Raw genomic sequence first — 14,635 nt, 5'->3', positions numbered from 1 at the left:
GGAACGCCCGCATACATCCAGTATGCGGGCGTCCCTCCGCCTTGCGATGCACCGCATCCGACGCCGCGCGCTGATCCGCCAGGGACTACGGGACAGCCCTTAGCCCCCGCCCTCCGGATCGCGCCCGGTCCGCCGGGCGGTCACAGGACGACGGGCAGTGTCCGGAACCCGTTGGAGATGAACGACTCCAGGGGCACCAGGTCCTGCGGCCTCCCGGCGAGCGCCAGACCGGGGAACCGCTCGAAGAGGGCCGGCAGGGCGATGCGTGCTTCGAGGCGGGCCAGGGGCGCGCCGACACACATGTGCACACCGTGCCCGAACGCCAGATGCCCCTGCGCGGGCCGGGTGATGTCGAACGAGCCGGCGTCCGCCCCGTGCTGTCCGGGGTCCCGGCCCGCCGCGGCGTAGGCGGGGAGGATCGCCTCGCCCCGGCGGATCGTGCGGCCGTCGGGGAGCGGGATGTCGTCCACGGCGAAGCGCAGCGGCAGACTGGCCACGCTCGGTGCCCAGCGCAGGGTCTCCTCGACGACATCGCTCCACGAAGCCTCGCCCGCGAGGACGAGCCGGAGCTGCTCGGGGTGGGTGAGGAGCGCGTGCACCGCGTTGCCGATGAGGTTCACGGTGGTCTCGAACCCGGCGGAGATCACGAGCCACAGCGTGTGCATCAGCTCCTCCTCGCTCAGCCGGGTGCCGCCCTCGTCCCGGGCGGAGATGAGGACGCTGGTCATGTCGTCGCCGGGGTCGGGGCGCTTGAGCGCGACCAGTTCGCGCAGGACCTCCTGTATCTCCCGCCAGGTGAACGCGGCCTCCTCCGGGCCGATGTCGGTGTCGAAGATGCGGGCGATGACCGCCGCGGTACGGGGCCGCAGCCCTTCGGGGATCCCGAAGAGCCGGCACATGACCTGCATCGGCAGCGGGTGCGCGTACCGGGCACGCAGATCCACCGTCCGGCCGGGCGGCTCGGCGGCCATGGAGTCGAGCAGCCGCCCGGCCACCTTCTCGATGTCACCGGCCAGTTCCTCGGTGCGGCGGGCGGTGAACGCCGGGGCGACGAGCTTGCGCAGCCGCCGGTGGTCCTCCCCGTACGCCGTGAACATGTTGACCACGCCGAGCCAGGTGTGCAGCCAGGAATCGGGGGTGACCTCGCCGCGCTGCCAGGTGGGCCAGTGCGCGCGGGGGTCCTTGCTCACCCGGTCGTCGGTGAGAAGCCGCTTGATCAGCGAGTGATGGCTGACGGCCCAGGCGGTGACCCCGCCGGGCAGGGTCACGGGAGTCGCGGGTCCGGCCGCGCGGAGCCGTGCGCCCTCGCCGGGAATGTCGCTCCCGGCCGGGTCGATGGCGAAGGGCACGTCCACGGTAAGGCTCCTGTACTGGTCGTGGGGGGACCGGGGATGGAGTAACGGGCGAAACGGTGACGGACGCCCGCCGGTAACAGGCCGTCCATGATCAGGCTACTGACCGGCCGCCCTCCGATCCGCGATCGCGGGCGCATTGAGCACGATGGAAGACGTGTTCCCCTTGTCCCGCCGGAGAGGTAGGGCAGGGCGTCGCGCCTGGCCGGCGGGTGTCCGGAGAGTGCCGGAGGTCCGGCCCGCGGACATCGGGGCCGATCGGCGGGTATCGGCCACTTGCCCCCTTCGGCGGCCCGGTGATCGCCGCGGAGCCGTCGGCGGGCCGCCGGGGATATCCAGCCGAACTCGCGTTACGCCCGGACCACGACGGTGCTGATGCCGCGACACGGACCGGCCGTCCGGGCGGGGCCCGTACCCGCCCGTGCCGTTCGAGAGGGCTTCGAGGAAGGCCCCAGCACGGCCCGGGATCCTGCCCGGTGATGCCTCGCGCACGTGAGACCGAACCGTGACTTGACCTCAAGTTTGGTTGAGGTGGCCCAGTGGAGACCGGCTACCGGCCACGGCCGGCCAACCGGAGGAGAGCGCTATGACGACTGAACACACCGACCGCGACCAGGTGGACTTCTGGTTCGACCCCCTGTGCGGCTGGACTTGGCTCGCGTACCAGTGGTTACGCCAGGTGGAGAGTGTGCGTGGGGTGTCGGTGCGCCTTCGTCCCACCGGGCTCGCGCTGATGCGCGCACGGACCGGACAGGTGGAGGTGAACCCCGAGTACCACGAGCTCGCGCAGGGCCCGGCGCGGGTGATCGCGGCGGCTCACGCCGTGCACGGCGACGAGATCCTGGCACCGCTCTACGACGCGGTCGGTTCGCGCCTGCACGCCCCGGGCGGGGTCCTGGAGGGCACCTTCGGGCGGGCGCGCGATCTGTCGCCCGAGGACCGCAGGCTGGTCCAGCTGGAGGTGCTGGGGAGGGCCGAAGGGGCGGTCGCCGCCGCACTCACCGAGGTGGGGCTGTCACCGGACCTGACGGAACAGATGCGCTCCACGGAGTGGGACGGGGCCCTGAGCGCGTCCCATGCCGCGATACCGCTCGACGGCCGGCGGATCGAGCTCATCGGTGTTCCGGTGATCTCCGTCAACGGCGGCAACGGCTGGTTCGGTCCCGTGTTCAGCGCGATTCCCGCGGGGGAACGGGCGGGGCGGCTGTGGGACGGCTTCCGGCTGGTCGCGGCCGAGGGGCTGGTCGGCGAGATGAAGGTCGTCGGGGACCGTACGGTGCCGCAGCCGCAGCTGGTGTTCTGACCGTCATGGCTCGATCCGAGAAGGGATGTACCAGCCATGGCTGAGTCAGTCGCGGCACATGAGGACCCGAAGTACCCCGAGCTCAGTCAGCGCACCATCACCCTGGTGGTGACGGGGCTCCTGCTCGCGGTCTTCATGTCCGCACTCGACGGCATGATCATGGCCACCGCGATGCGGACGGTCGCCGACCACCTGCACGGGCAGACCCTGCAGGCCTGGGCCACCACCGGCTATCTGATCACCGCGACCATTTCCCTGCCGCTCTACGGAAAACTCTCCGACATCTTCGGCCGCAAGCGGCTGTACATGATCGCCATCGTGCTCTTCCTGCTGGGCTCGCTGTTCTGCGCGATGGCCCAGTCGATGTACGAACTCGCCCTGTACCGCGGCATCCAGGGGCTGGGCGGCGGTGGGCTGGGCTCGGTCGCCCTGGCCGTGCTGGCCGACATGCTGCCGCCGGAGCGGCGGGTGCGCTACCAGGCGAACTTCGGGGCGGTCTTCGGGATCGCCAGCGTCCTGGGCCCGGCCGTGGGCGGGCTGTTCGCGGGCCTGGACCACTTCCTGGGCATCGCGGGATGGCGCTGGATCTTCCTCATCAACCTGCCGATCGGTCTGATCACGCTGGCCGTCGTCGGGAAGCTGTTCACGTTCAGGAACGTCCGGATCCCCCAGCGCGTGGACTACTGGGGGGCCACCGCGCTGGTCGTCGGGCTGGTGCCGCTGCTGCTGGTCGCCGAGCAGGGCAAGCAGTGGGGCTGGACGTCGCCGCTCTCGCTGGGGCTGTTCGTCCTGGGCGCGGCCGGCCTGGCGTGGTTCCTGCTCGTGGAGCGCAGGATGGGCGACGAGGCGCTGATACCGCCCCGGCTCTTCCGCAACAGCGCGTTCACACGGGTCAACGTGGTGAACTTCATCGGCGGTATCGGCGCCTTCACCTCCATGACGTTCCTGCCGCTCTACCTCCAGATCGTGCAGGGCCTGTCGCCCACCACCGCCGGCCTGCTGCTGCTTCCGCAGTCGCTGGCGACCACCGTGGGAGCCAAGTTCGCCGGCCCCATCGTCGCCAGGACCGGGCGCTACAAGTTCATGCTGGCCGGCGGACTGGCCATGCTCAGCGCTACCTACCTGGTCCTGAGCACGGTCGGGGTGGACACCTCGCTGTGGGTCATGGGCGCGCTGGCCGTCGCGATGGGCCTGGGGCTCGGCATCTTCATGCAGACGGTCCTCACGGCCCTGCAGAACAGTGTTCCCCCGCAGGACATGGGGGTGGCCAGCGGGCTGTACAGCTTCTCGCGGCAGCTCGGCGCGATCTCCGGTACGGCCGTCTTCCTCTCGGTCATGTTCGGTATCGCCGCCGGCCGGATCATCGACTCCTTCGCCTCGGTACGGAACACGCCCGAACTGCAGGCCGCGATGAACGACCCGGAGGTGCTGTCCAGCGCGACGGACCGGAAGGTGCTCACCGGGCTGCTCCACGGCACCGAGGGCATCGACCTCGACAACACGGCGGTGCTCGACACCCTCGACCCGCGCGTCGCGCGCCCGATCCTGGAGGGCATGGGGAGCAGCATCAAGACGGTCTTCCTCGTCCTGGGCGGTCTCGGCCTCCTCGCGGTACTCGTCTCGCTCACGATCAGGGAGAAGGCCGGGTCCAAGGCGTCGGAGGAGCAGAGCGACGGGGCCGGGGAACGGCTCGCCGCCGCGGAGTGAGAGCCACCGGGTGAGACCCCCGCGGCCGCAGCCGGGATCACCCGCACGAGCGCCCCACCGGACCCGGGCGGATTCCGGGGATCGTCGCAACACGTGATCACTGACGTGTGGTGGCGAGCAGTGTATGCAGGCGCTCGGCCGGGAAACCCCAGCCGAGCGTTCCGAGTGGGCCGTTGTCGAGTTCGGCGACAGCAGCGTCCAGCTCCTGGCGGCTGCACCCGGCCGACGAGTCTCCAGTTCCTCAACCACGAGCTCACGTTGAAAACAGGTCAACCTCATACAGGGCGCTTGACGGGGTGCGGAGCTCGGGCGCTACTTGTCGGTGCTCACTGCATAAATGCCGATCAAAGGGGTCTCAATGGGAAAGATCATGCGATCGAGGCTGACTGTCACGCTGGCGGTTGCCGCCGTGGTCGGCCTTGCCCTTCCGGGAGTTGCCGGTGCGGCGGATGGCTCGACCCAGCTCAGGTCCAACACGGCCTGTAACGACGGCAAGGCGACAGCATCGGAAAACGTGGCCATCCGCACCAGTACCAGTACCAGTGCCGCTCTGGTGACCACTGCCCTGAAGGGGCAGACGTGGGCCTGTGGTGCAAATAGCGTCATCCTGGGCGGCCGGTATACCGCTTGCGGGACATCGAACGGCAACGGTTGGTTCTACGTCTACAACGACAACTACGCGGGCTATACCGCGTCAGGTTGTTGGGGGTGACGCTACCCGCGTGACACCTCGGCTTCCGACTCTCCCGGATCTTGAAGTCCATCGCACCCCCTGGGCTGGGGTGTTGCGACGACCACTAGAACGCAAGCCGGTCCGGTGGGGCGCTCGTGCGGGTGGGTGACCAGGATTCGGCCGGGTCGCGGCTCAGACGGCACAGCCCCGCGGCTGCTGAACGCGGACGGACAGCCCTCCGACACCGGGGGCTGGCAGTTCGAGACGCACCCGCTGGAGGGCGGCTGCACGCTGAGCGCCGCCATCGGCCCTTCGGCCTTCGCGCCCACCGGGATCCCGCGTGCGGCGGAAATGGTCGATCAGCGGATCATGCGGGCCGTCGTGCGCGGACCGCTCGACGCGCAGACCGGCCGTATCGAAACGGGGAGAGAACCATGACCAGTCCTGCCACGTCCACCGCGTGACTCCAGGAGGTCGCCGAGGACATCTACGCCTACGTCCGGCCGGACGGCGGCTGGTGCCTCAACAACGCGGGCCTCATCACCGCGGGGGCAGCCCCGCGCTCATCGACACCGCGGCCACCGAGGCACGTGCCCTCGCCCTGCGCGCGGCGGTCGCCGACGTCACCCCGCACGATCCCCGCTACGTCATCAACACCCACCCGCACGGCGATCACACCTTCGGCAACCGCTTCTTCGCGGACAAGGCAGTGATCACCGCCCACGAGGCGATCCGCGCCGAGATGGACCTGGCCGGACTGCACCTGACCGGCCTGTGGCCCGGAGTCTGCTGGGGCGACCTCTCGGTGGAGCTGCCCGCCCTCACCTTCCGCGAGCCGATCACCGATCACCCTCCACCTCGGCGGTGACGGGCGGAGCTGATGCACCTGGGCACCGCCCACACCACCAACGACACCGTGGTCTGGCTGCCGGACCAGCGCGTCCTGTTCACCGGCGACGTGGTGATGTCGGGAGCCACACCGTTCTGCCTCACCGGCTCCGTCGCCGGGTCGATCTCCGTCATCGAGCGGCTGCGCGCCCTCTCGCCCCGCATCGTGGTCCCGGCCACGGCCCGGTCGGCGGCCCCGAACTCCTCGACGCCACGGAGTCCTAGCTGCGCCACGTCCAGCGTCTGGCCGCCGACGGCATCGCCGCGGGACTCTCCCCGCTCGCCATCGCACGCGAGGCGGACCCGACCCCGTTCGCCCACCTCCTGGACAGCGAACGCCTGGTACCCAACCTGCACCGAGCCTGCGCCGAGGCCAACGGCGCGGCGCCGGGCCACCCCCTGGACATCGGGGAACTGTTCTCCGAGATGGTCGACTTCCACGGCAGCCTGCCCCACTGCGCGGCCTGATCCCCCCACCCCAGCACCGGCCACCGAGGGGGCCCCGACCGTGCCGCGGGCATGCAGCCGCAGGTCAGGGCCCCACCCTCAGCACTCGACGATGTTCACCGCGAGCCCGCCGCGGGCCGTCTCCCTGTACTTCACGCTCAAGTGGGTACCCAAGCCGGTCAGATCCCTGACCTGGAACTCGTACTCAGCTTCGACGTCCACGTGGTGTTCAGGGACTTCTCAGGGAAAACAGTCGGCCGCTGGTCCTGCGCGAGCCGCGCGTCCGTGGCGGCGACGCCGTGCATACCGGCCCCCGGCATCAGCTCGCTCCGCCACCGACCCGCGTAACCGCCCACTGCGCCAAATGATCCGAGTGCCATGGCTATCAGGTGTGGATCTCCCCGAAGGAGTGAGCCTGATGAGTACGACGACCGGTCACCTGGTCGAGACCGTGGGCGACCTGTTCCGCATCCCTCGCCCGTGCCACCTACCGACTATGCCGAGCGCCCTCATCCCGGCAAGTGAGCTGAGCGTTTCCGGTTGCACCGTCCTGAGCAGACACGGGGGTACGCCGACGACGGGGAACGACAGGTCCGTGGCAGTGAGCCGACGACGGCACGAAACGTCGCCGAAAGTCCGGTGTACTGCCACGGCGTCGGCTCCCTAGAGTTGTCACCCGGGCCGGATCGAGGGAGGACGAAGGATGGACGCGGAGATCACCCTTTTGGCAGGCACCGCTGGGACGGCGATCGCGACGCTGCTGGCGACCGACACCTGGAACGGCGTGCGGAACGGCGTGATCACACTGTGGCGACGTGTCCGGCCGGACCACGAGGAGCAAGTCGCCGCCCAGCTCGACACATCACGCCGGGACCTCCTGGGCGCGCAGAGCGATGGTGACGAGGAGACCGAGCGGGAGATCGCCGCGGAGTGGCAGGGCCGCATTCGCCGCCTTCTCGTCGCTCACCCCGAGCTGATTGCGGAACTACGCTCCCTGATGACCGAACTCGACCCCGGCGCACCCGCTGCCCCGGCTGTCACACAACGTGCGACCGCCTCCGGCAACTCACGCGTGTACCAGGCCGGCCGCGACATGAACGTCGGCCAGCGGTGACCGGCCGCAGCGACGGACGGGCCACTGACCAGGGGCGCGTCTACCAGGCTTCCGGCGACCAGCACATCATCGAGCACCATCATCACGGCGCTGCCTGGACCGGCCCGGACTCGGTGCGGCACCCGCCCATCGGCCGAGCACCGGCGATCCTGAGGGATCGCGGCGAACTCGTCGGACGCCTGAAAGAGGCGGTATCCGAGGACGCTGGAGGCGCCGTGTTCGTCCTGCACGGCCTGGGAGGATGTGGAAAGACGGCCGTGGCGTGCGCACTCTTCGCACACGCCACCCGGGAACGCGGACGCCTGGGCCTGTGGGTCAACGCCTCCGATCAGGCATCCCTGCGGTCCGGGATGCTTGCTGTGGCCGCCGACCGCGGCGCCGGCGACGGTGAGCTGATGGCCGCGCGCAACGGTTTACGTGCGGCCGCGGACTTGGTCTGGGACCACCTCGACCGGTCGGACGTGCCATGGCTACTGGTGCTGGACAACGCCGATGACCCAGCGGTGCTGCGGGACGGCGGATGGCTGCGCACCAGCCCGCGCGGAACCGTCCTCGTGACCACGCGGCAGGCAGCCGGCCACTGGTGGCCCGCCGCCGAGCTCCTGTACGTGGATGTCCTGCCTCGCGAGGATGCGGCTCAGGTCCTGCGCGATCTCGCCCCAGGAACGGGTTCCACCGAGGACGCGGCCGCCATCGCCGACAGCCTCGGCCGCCTGCCGCTCGCCCTGACTCTGGCCGGCGGTTTCCTGGCTCACCAAGTGATCGACCCCTGGACGATGGAGGAGTACGGGCGTCGCCTGCACGAGCGCCCGGACCCCATCGAGCTGATCGACCAGGGAGCCACCGATGCGGGCAACGACTCGCGTCACCTGGTCAGCGGAACGTGGCAGCTTTCGCTGAACTCCCTGGCCAGGCAGAATCTGCCCGAGGCGGTCACTCTGCTGCGCCTTCTGGCCTGTTGGTCGAACGACCCACTGCCCCTGTCGCTGCTGGCCAACGTCCGGATCGACCTGCCCCTGCCCGCAGACCGGGTGGAACTGGCGCTTCGTGGGCTGCTTGACCACTCGCTCACCGAACTCGTTCCCGGCGACATCCGTTGCCTGCGCACGCACGGAGTGCTGCTGGACAGCGTCGCACGAGCCACCCCGGCCGGCGAACGCGACCGACTCACCTCCGCGGCGGCCGGACTTCTGCTGCGTTCCCTACCCGCGTCACCGGAACGCGGCTTGCGAGACGACCTGCTCACCCCCCTCGCCCCACATGTCCTGGCGCTGCTCCGCCGCGTCATCAAGTGGCCCGAGATCACGAACGGCACAGCTGAGTCCGCGGCCACCTGTGCCCTGCGCCTGGTGACGGCCCAACATCGCTCCGGCGATTACGCATCAGCGCTGGCCACGGCCCAACAGGCGACGGCTCTCGCGCGACGACGACTAGGAAACGATCACCTCCTTGTGCTGCGCCTGCGGCAGCGGATCGGGAAGGCGACCGATCGTCTCGGGCGCCTTGAGGAGGCGGCGACTCTCCACCGCGGGCTGCTCGACGACCTCGAACGGGTCTGTGGCCCCGAAGCACCCGACACCCTGACCGCCTGCATCCACCTGTCCCGCCCGCTGGTCTGGCTCGGTCAACTGACGGAAGCCCTGCAGTTGATGCACCGTACGGTCGCCGGGCGAACCGCGGTGCTGGGCCCATGGCATCCGCTGACGCTGGAGGCGAGGGCGTGTCTGCTCGAACTGCCTCCTGGACCTGAACTGGACCGCGAGGCGCTGACAGGAACGGATTTGGTTGCCGACTGCTGCCGTGAGCTGGGCCCCGACCACCCGATCACACTGTCGGCCGAACTCAACTGCGCCGGAGCGCTGCTCAACACCGGAAGGCACTCCGAAGCACTGCTGTCGGCCCGCCGTGCACTGGCAGCACACGAGCATCGGTTCGGAACCGGCTACCCCATCACGCTGGCGGCACGAAGCCTGCTCAGCAGCGTTCTGCACGCGGTCGGCGAGGATCGGGAAGCAATTGAACAGGCGGAGGTTGTCAGGGAATGGCGCGAGCGGGTACTCGGTCCGGAGCACCCGTGGACGACGGTGATCCGGGACAAGCTGGGGCGGTATCGGCGTTCCCTGGCGGAGGCAACGTCACGAGACGCGATCTGACACACGGCGGTTCGATGCCGCTTCAGGATTCGGAGTCCGTCACCGGTACGGACTCCGTGATCCACACGGGTCCGTCTCCGCACATCACCTTGATTCCGTTCGCCGGCTGTAACGACGTGCGCAGAACTCGCAGCCGACGGTCAGTCACCCTGGCCACCGGGCCGGATCTTCCCGAACTGCCGAACCTGATGGCGCGCACCTGGTTGTGGATCTCTTCCCTCGGGGTGCTCCAGTCGATCTGCGAGAACTCGGGTTCCATCCACCCGGCGTAGGTGGCCGACCCTTCGTCCTGCGGTGTACCGGGGAAACCGCTCATGGCCTGCGAGAGCGCGAGGGGCAGAAGGCGCTCGATGTATCGGTCGACCTCTTCCCACAACAACCGGGGGGCGACATCGTCGCCCAACGCGATCCCGGCCTCCTGAGCCAGGATCCCGCCGGAGTCGAATTCGCCGTTCATCCAGTGGATACTGACGCCGATTTCCTTATCGCCGTTCCTGATTGCCCAATTGACCGGAATGGGGCCTCGATATTTCGGCAGCATCGACGTGTGCACGTTGATGGCACCCAAAGTTGTCGCCCGCAATACGGGCGATGGCAGCTTCCAGGGAAATCCATAGCAGACGATAAGATCGGCGCGATACCCGGCGACGATATGCGGCAACATGCTTTTCCGGCCCGGAATCAGCAGATCCATCCCGTTCGGCAGTGCATCAACTATCTCGCCCACGGCATCGCCCGCACCGCGGCGTGTCGGCTCGCCCGGCCGCAGCGATCGTGCATGCAGGTAAGCGACGGGCGTGTGCCCGGCCCGCACGCACACGCTGTGCAGGAGGGCGAATCCCTGTGCGGAGTACGAAATCAGGATGACGCGCATATGTAGCCCTTGTGGTGTGACCAGGACTTGGTTCGAAATTCTCTGCCTCAATCCCCGAATCTCCACCGGGATCCGGTGTGATTGCTCGGGCCTATTCCTCAGTCACGGCCGGGGGAGGCATTCGGGTGACCTGGCGGCTGAAGAAGTCGTCCAATGGCTCGCCGGACCGGTGCATCTCCTGGATCGCCTGTCGGCATCGGGAGATATCGCGCGGGTCGTCGAAGCGGATACCGCCGGCGAGTTTACCGTCGTCGTCATAGAGCACCTCGTACATGACTGATGAGCCGAGGACGACGATCTCCGGAAGCGGGCGCTGTGTTTCGTACGGGCGGATGCCGTCCCCGCTCAGGACTCTCGTGTCCTCCCCGTATTGGGCCTTCAGGTGCAGCAGGTGGAGTTCCCACTGGAGGTACGGAGAGATGGGCTCCTCCACACAGCGGACACGGTGGAGAGCGAACCCGCTTCCGGCGATTCGCCGGAAGTACTCCTCGTAGTGCCCCCGCTGTCCCTCGAGCAACGCCAGGGACTCGTCCCAGTGACCCTTGTGGAAGGCCTCCCAGCTCTCCACTCCGGGCTCCCGGAAGCTCTGCTGACGTTCGAGTTTCCAGAACCCCTCGGAGCCGGAGCGCCAGAAATGGCGACCGAAATCCTCGGAGTAGTCGTCAAGTCCGAGGCGCTGGCCGGGGCCGTCGGCCTGGGGGCTAAGCATCGGGAAGGTCTGCCTTCGCCGCCGCGGCTGTCCTGCGGGGGATGACGACGATTCGTTCGTCCGGGGCGACGACGAGCCCCGGGGGAAGGCTCGGCAGGTAGGACTCAGTGAGGTCGCGGCCAACGACGGCGATGTCCCCGTTCTCCAGCTCCCAGACGTCCGGGCATCCCTGCTCGCCGCCCGTGGTTCCGAGCTCGGCGGGGGATTTACCCAGGCGGCGCACCAGTGGCGAAGAGGGATCGGCTTCCCAGCCCCGAATCATCACGGTTCTCCATTCAGTCCCCCCGAAGGTAACCGAGATCACACCTGGTGCAATGTCAGGCAGTGACTTCCAGCCATCCGAAGGCAACGGACCATCCCCCTGCATCGACATGAGAGCCGGGCGGATCACGGCGAAGCCGTTCACCGTGACCCACGCACGTCACAGGGCCACTCCCGCATCTCGTAGGAGCCCCGATAGCGGTGGGTGAGGCCCGGCTTCTCGACGAGATGGCCGCGGAACTGGAGGCCGGTGCGGGTCAGGGCGTGCAGACGGTCCTGGTCCGGCGCGTGAGCGGGGAAGGCCCTGACAGCGCTGAAAGAACGAAAAGCACTGGTCAGGGCCCATCCGCCTAGCACTCGATGATGTTCACCGCGAGCCCGCCCCGCGCCGTCTCCTTGTACTTGACGCTCATGTCGGCGCCCGTCTCCTTCATGGTCTTGATGACCTTGTCGAGGGAGACCTTGTGGCTGCCGTCGCCGCGCAGCGCCATCTTCGCCGCGGTGACCGCCTTGACGGCCGCCATGCCGTTGCGCTCGATGCACGGGATCTGGACCAGGCCGCCGACCGGGTCGCAGGTCAGGCCGAGGTTGTGTTCCATGCCGATCTCGGCGGCGTTCTCGACCTGCTCGGGGGAGCCGCCGAGGACCTCGGCCAGCGCGCCCGCGGCCATGGAGCAGGCGGAGCCGACCTCGCCCTGGCAGCCGACCTCGGCGCCGGAGATGGAGGCGTTCTCCTTGAAGAGCATGCCGATGGCTCCGGCGGCGAGCAGGAAGCGGACGACGCTGTCCTCCTTCTCGGCCTCGGTGCAGCCGCCGGCCGCGAAGTTCATGTAGTAGTGCAGGACGGCGGGGATGATGCCCGCGGCGCCGTTGGTGGGGGCCGTGACGACGCGGCCGCCCGCCGCGTTCTCCTCGTTGACCGCCATCGCGTAGAGGGTGATCCACTCCATCGCGTGGGCCTGCGGGTCGCCCTCGGCGCGCAGCTGGCGGGCGGAGTTCGCGGCGCGGCGGCGGACCTTCAGGCCGCCGGGGAGGATGCCCTCGCGGGACATGCCGCGCGAGACACAGGCCTGCATGACGCGCCAGATGTCCAGCAGACCCGAGCGGATCTCGTCCTCGGTGCGCCAGGCCTTCTCGTTCTCCAGCATCAGCGAGGAGATGGACAGGCCGGTTTCGCCGGAGAGCCGCAGCAGCTCGTCGCCGGTGCGGAAGGGGTGCCGGAGGGCGGTGTCGTCCGGGACGATCGGGTTCTCACCCTGGACCGCGTCCTCGTCCACGACGAAGCCGCCGCCGACGGAGTAGTAGGTCTTCTCCAGGAGCGGGGCGCCCTCGTGGTCGTAGGCGAAGATCGTCATGCCGTTGGCGTGGTACGGCAGGGCCTTGCGGCGGTGCAGGATCAGCTGCTCGTCGGCGTCGAAGGGGATCTCGTGCGCCCCGAGCAGGTTGATCCGGCCGGTGGCGCGGATCTGCTCGACGCGGGCGTCGGCGGACTCCACGTCGACGGTGCGCGGCGATTCGCCCTCCAGGCCGAGCAGGACCGCCTTGGGCGTGCCGTGGCCGTGGCCGGTCGCGCCGAGCGAACCGTACAGCTCGGCGCGTATCGAGGCGGTGTGGGCCAGCAGGCCCTCGTTCTTCAGTCGGCGCGCGAACATCCGGGCGGCGCGCATCGGTCCCACCGTGTGGGAGCTGGACGGGCCGATGCCGACCGAGAACAGGTCGAAGACCGAGATGGCCACGGGATGACTCCTAAGGGTGGGAAGACGCCGTTGTCTGCCGGGTGGTGCGGTACGGGCCGGGGTCGGCCCGAAGAGCGAGGACAAGGGTGGGGGCACCGCGCTCACTGTCCAGTGTGCGCGGTGCCCCGCCCGAAACGTGCGAACTGCTTCCGGACTACTTCAGACCGGGGTACAGCGGGAACTTCTCCGCAAGTGCCGTGACGCGGGCCTTCAGGCCGGCGGCGTCGTACGACGGCTTCAGCGCGGCGGCGATGATCTCCGCGACCTCGGTGAAGTCCTCGTTCCGGAAACCGCGGGTCGCCAGGGCCGGGGTGCCGATCCGCAGACCCGAGGTGACCATCGGCGGCCGCGGGTCGTTCGGGACGGCGTTCCGGTTGACCGTGATGCCGACCTCGTGGAGGCGGTCCTCGGCCTGCTGGCCGTCCAGCTCGGAGTCGCGCAGGTCGACGAGGACCAGGTGCACGTCCGTGCCGCCGGACAGGACGGAGACGCCGGCCTCGGTGACGTCCGGCTGCACCAGACGCTCGGCGAGGATGCGGGCGCCGTCCAGGGTGCGCTGCTGGCGCTCCTTGAACTCCTCGGTCGCCGCGACCTTGAACGAGACCGCCTTGGCCGCGATCACGTGCTCCAGCGGGCCACCCTGCTGACCGGGGAAGACCGCCGAGTTGATCTTCTTGGCGAGCTCCTGCGTCGACAGGATGACGCCACCGCGCGGACCGCCGAGGGTCTTGTGCGTGGTGGTCGTGACGACATGGGCGTGCGGCACCGGGTTGGGGTGCAGACCCGCGGCCACCAGGCCCGCGAAGTGCGCCATGTCGACCATCAGGTACGCGCCGACCTCGTCCGCGATGCGGCGGAAGGCGGCGAAGTCGAGCTGGCGCGGGTAGGCGGACCAGCCCGCGACGATCAGCTTCGGCTTGGTCTCCTTGGCCAGGCGCTCGACCTCGGCCATGTCCACGGTGCCGGTGTCGTCGACGTGGTACGGGACCACGTTGTAGAGCTTGCCGGAGAAGTTGATCTTCATGCCGTGGGTCAGGTGACCGCCGTGGGCCAGGTTCAGGCCCATGATCGTGTCGCCCGGCTTCAGCAGCGCGAACATCGCGGCGGCGTTCGCCTGCGCACCGGAGTGCGGCTGGACGTTCGCGGCCTCGGCGCCGAACAGGGCCTTGACCCGGTCGATCGCGATCTGCTCGACCACGTCGACGTGCTCACAGCCGCCGTAGTAGCGGCGGCCGGGGTAGCCCTCGGCGTACTTGTTGGTGAGGACGGAGCCCTGGGCCTCCATGACGGCGACCGGAGCGAAGTTCTCCGAGGCGATCATTTCGAGGGTGGACTGCTGACGGCGGAGCTCGGCGTCGACAGCTGCGGCGACGTCCGGGTCCAGCTCGTGGAGGGAGGAGTTGAGAAGCGACATCAGG

General features: G+C 69.0%; 14 protein-coding genes and 1 pseudogene. 8 read left to right on the top strand and 7 right to left on the bottom strand.

The genetic code is table 11. The annotated features are described in order from the left end of the window. Window positions 1-140: 140 nt before the first annotated feature. Window positions 141-1,355, bottom strand: coding sequence for a cytochrome P450 (locus ACIGJO_RS04605; RefSeq protein WP_399952037.1), 1,215 nt, complete (start codon window positions 1,353-1,355; stop codon window positions 141-143). 583 nt (window positions 1,356-1,938) lie between these two features. Here ACIGJO_RS04605 and ACIGJO_RS04600 point away from each other — a divergent pair. The 6 genes and pseudogenes from ACIGJO_RS04600 to ACIGJO_RS04575 form a co-directional block, all read left to right on the top strand. Further along, the gene (locus ACIGJO_RS04600) at window positions 1,939-2,655 is read left to right on the top strand and encodes a hypothetical protein (RefSeq protein WP_399952034.1); all 717 of its coding nucleotides are present in this window, start codon (window positions 1,939-1,941) and stop codon (window positions 2,653-2,655) included. Window positions 2,656-2,691: 36 nt separating this feature from the next. Beyond that, a complete protein-coding gene (locus ACIGJO_RS04595) occupies window positions 2,692-4,362 on the top strand; it encodes an MDR family MFS transporter (RefSeq protein WP_399952031.1) in 1,671 nt (556 codons plus the stop codon). A 358-nt stretch (window positions 4,363-4,720) separates the two neighbouring features. Beyond that, window positions 4,721-5,074: a hypothetical protein gene (locus ACIGJO_RS04590; RefSeq protein ID WP_399952028.1), complete on the top strand. Its 354-nt coding sequence runs from the start codon at window positions 4,721-4,723 to the stop codon at window positions 5,072-5,074. A gap of 126 nt (window positions 5,075-5,200) precedes the next feature. Continuing rightward, window positions 5,201-5,473 carry a hypothetical protein gene (locus ACIGJO_RS04585; RefSeq protein ID WP_399952025.1) on the top strand — a complete coding sequence of 91 codons (273 nt, stop codon included), beginning with the start codon at window positions 5,201-5,203 and terminating at the stop codon, window positions 5,471-5,473. A gap of 79 nt (window positions 5,474-5,552) precedes the next feature. Beyond that, window positions 5,553-5,903 (top strand): MBL fold metallo-hydrolase, encoded by a 351-nt coding sequence (locus tag ACIGJO_RS04580; protein WP_399952022.1) that lies wholly within the window; start codon window positions 5,553-5,555, stop codon window positions 5,901-5,903. Between the two features lie 12 nt (window positions 5,904-5,915). Next, window positions 5,916-6,041: pseudogene (locus ACIGJO_RS04575) on the top strand (MBL fold metallo-hydrolase); the annotation flags it as partial. 428 nt (window positions 6,042-6,469) lie between these two features. On the opposite strand, the gene ACIGJO_RS04570 reads toward ACIGJO_RS04575, so the two are convergent. Next, the gene (locus tag ACIGJO_RS04570; protein WP_399953265.1) at window positions 6,470-6,592 is read right to left on the bottom strand and encodes a hypothetical protein; all 123 of its coding nucleotides are present in this window, start codon (window positions 6,590-6,592) and stop codon (window positions 6,470-6,472) included. A 481-nt stretch (window positions 6,593-7,073) separates the two neighbouring features. Here ACIGJO_RS04570 and ACIGJO_RS04565 point away from each other — a divergent pair, with 481 nt between their 5' ends. Beyond that, a complete protein-coding gene (locus ACIGJO_RS04565) occupies window positions 7,074-7,484 on the top strand; it encodes a hypothetical protein (RefSeq protein ID WP_399952019.1) in 411 nt (136 codons plus the stop codon). Further along, complete coding sequence (locus ACIGJO_RS04560; protein ID WP_399952017.1) at window positions 7,481-9,637, top strand: tetratricopeptide repeat protein; 2,157 nt, start codon at window positions 7,481-7,483, stop codon at window positions 9,635-9,637. Before ACIGJO_RS04565 ends, ACIGJO_RS04560 begins: the two co-directional genes overlap by 4 nt. Before the next feature lie 22 nt (window positions 9,638-9,659). Here ACIGJO_RS04560 and ACIGJO_RS04555 read toward each other — a convergent pair whose 3' ends face one another. The 5 genes from ACIGJO_RS04555 to glyA form a co-directional block, all read right to left on the bottom strand. Then, the gene (locus tag ACIGJO_RS04555; protein WP_399952014.1) at window positions 9,660-10,511 is read right to left on the bottom strand and encodes a methionyl-tRNA formyltransferase; all 852 of its coding nucleotides are present in this window, start codon (window positions 10,509-10,511) and stop codon (window positions 9,660-9,662) included. A 91-nt stretch (window positions 10,512-10,602) separates the two neighbouring features. Continuing rightward, window positions 10,603-11,220, bottom strand: a complete 618-nt coding sequence (locus ACIGJO_RS04550; protein ID WP_399952011.1) for a DUF6879 family protein — start codon at window positions 11,218-11,220, stop codon at window positions 10,603-10,605. Next, a complete protein-coding gene (locus ACIGJO_RS04545) occupies window positions 11,213-11,482 on the bottom strand; it encodes a hypothetical protein (RefSeq protein WP_399953191.1) in 270 nt (89 codons plus the stop codon). Before ACIGJO_RS04545 ends, ACIGJO_RS04550 begins: the two co-directional genes overlap by 8 nt. Window positions 11,483-11,831: 349 nt before the next feature. Next, complete coding sequence (locus ACIGJO_RS04540) at window positions 11,832-13,217, bottom strand: L-serine ammonia-lyase (RefSeq protein WP_399952008.1); 1,386 nt, start codon at window positions 13,215-13,217, stop codon at window positions 11,832-11,834. A 154-nt stretch (window positions 13,218-13,371) separates the two neighbouring features. Next, entirely contained in the window at window positions 13,372-14,631 is a 1,260-nt protein-coding gene (gene glyA / locus ACIGJO_RS04535) for a serine hydroxymethyltransferase (protein ID WP_399952005.1), read from the bottom strand. Window positions 14,632-14,635: the final 4 nt, after the last annotated feature.

Origin of the sequence: Streptomyces sp. NPDC079020, from assembly GCF_044542225.1 — a bacterium.
GTDB lineage: Bacteria > Actinomycetota > Actinomycetes > Streptomycetales > Streptomycetaceae > Streptomyces.
Note: the sequence above shows the minus strand (reverse complement) of the source record. Positions and strands in the feature narration are given on the sequence as shown.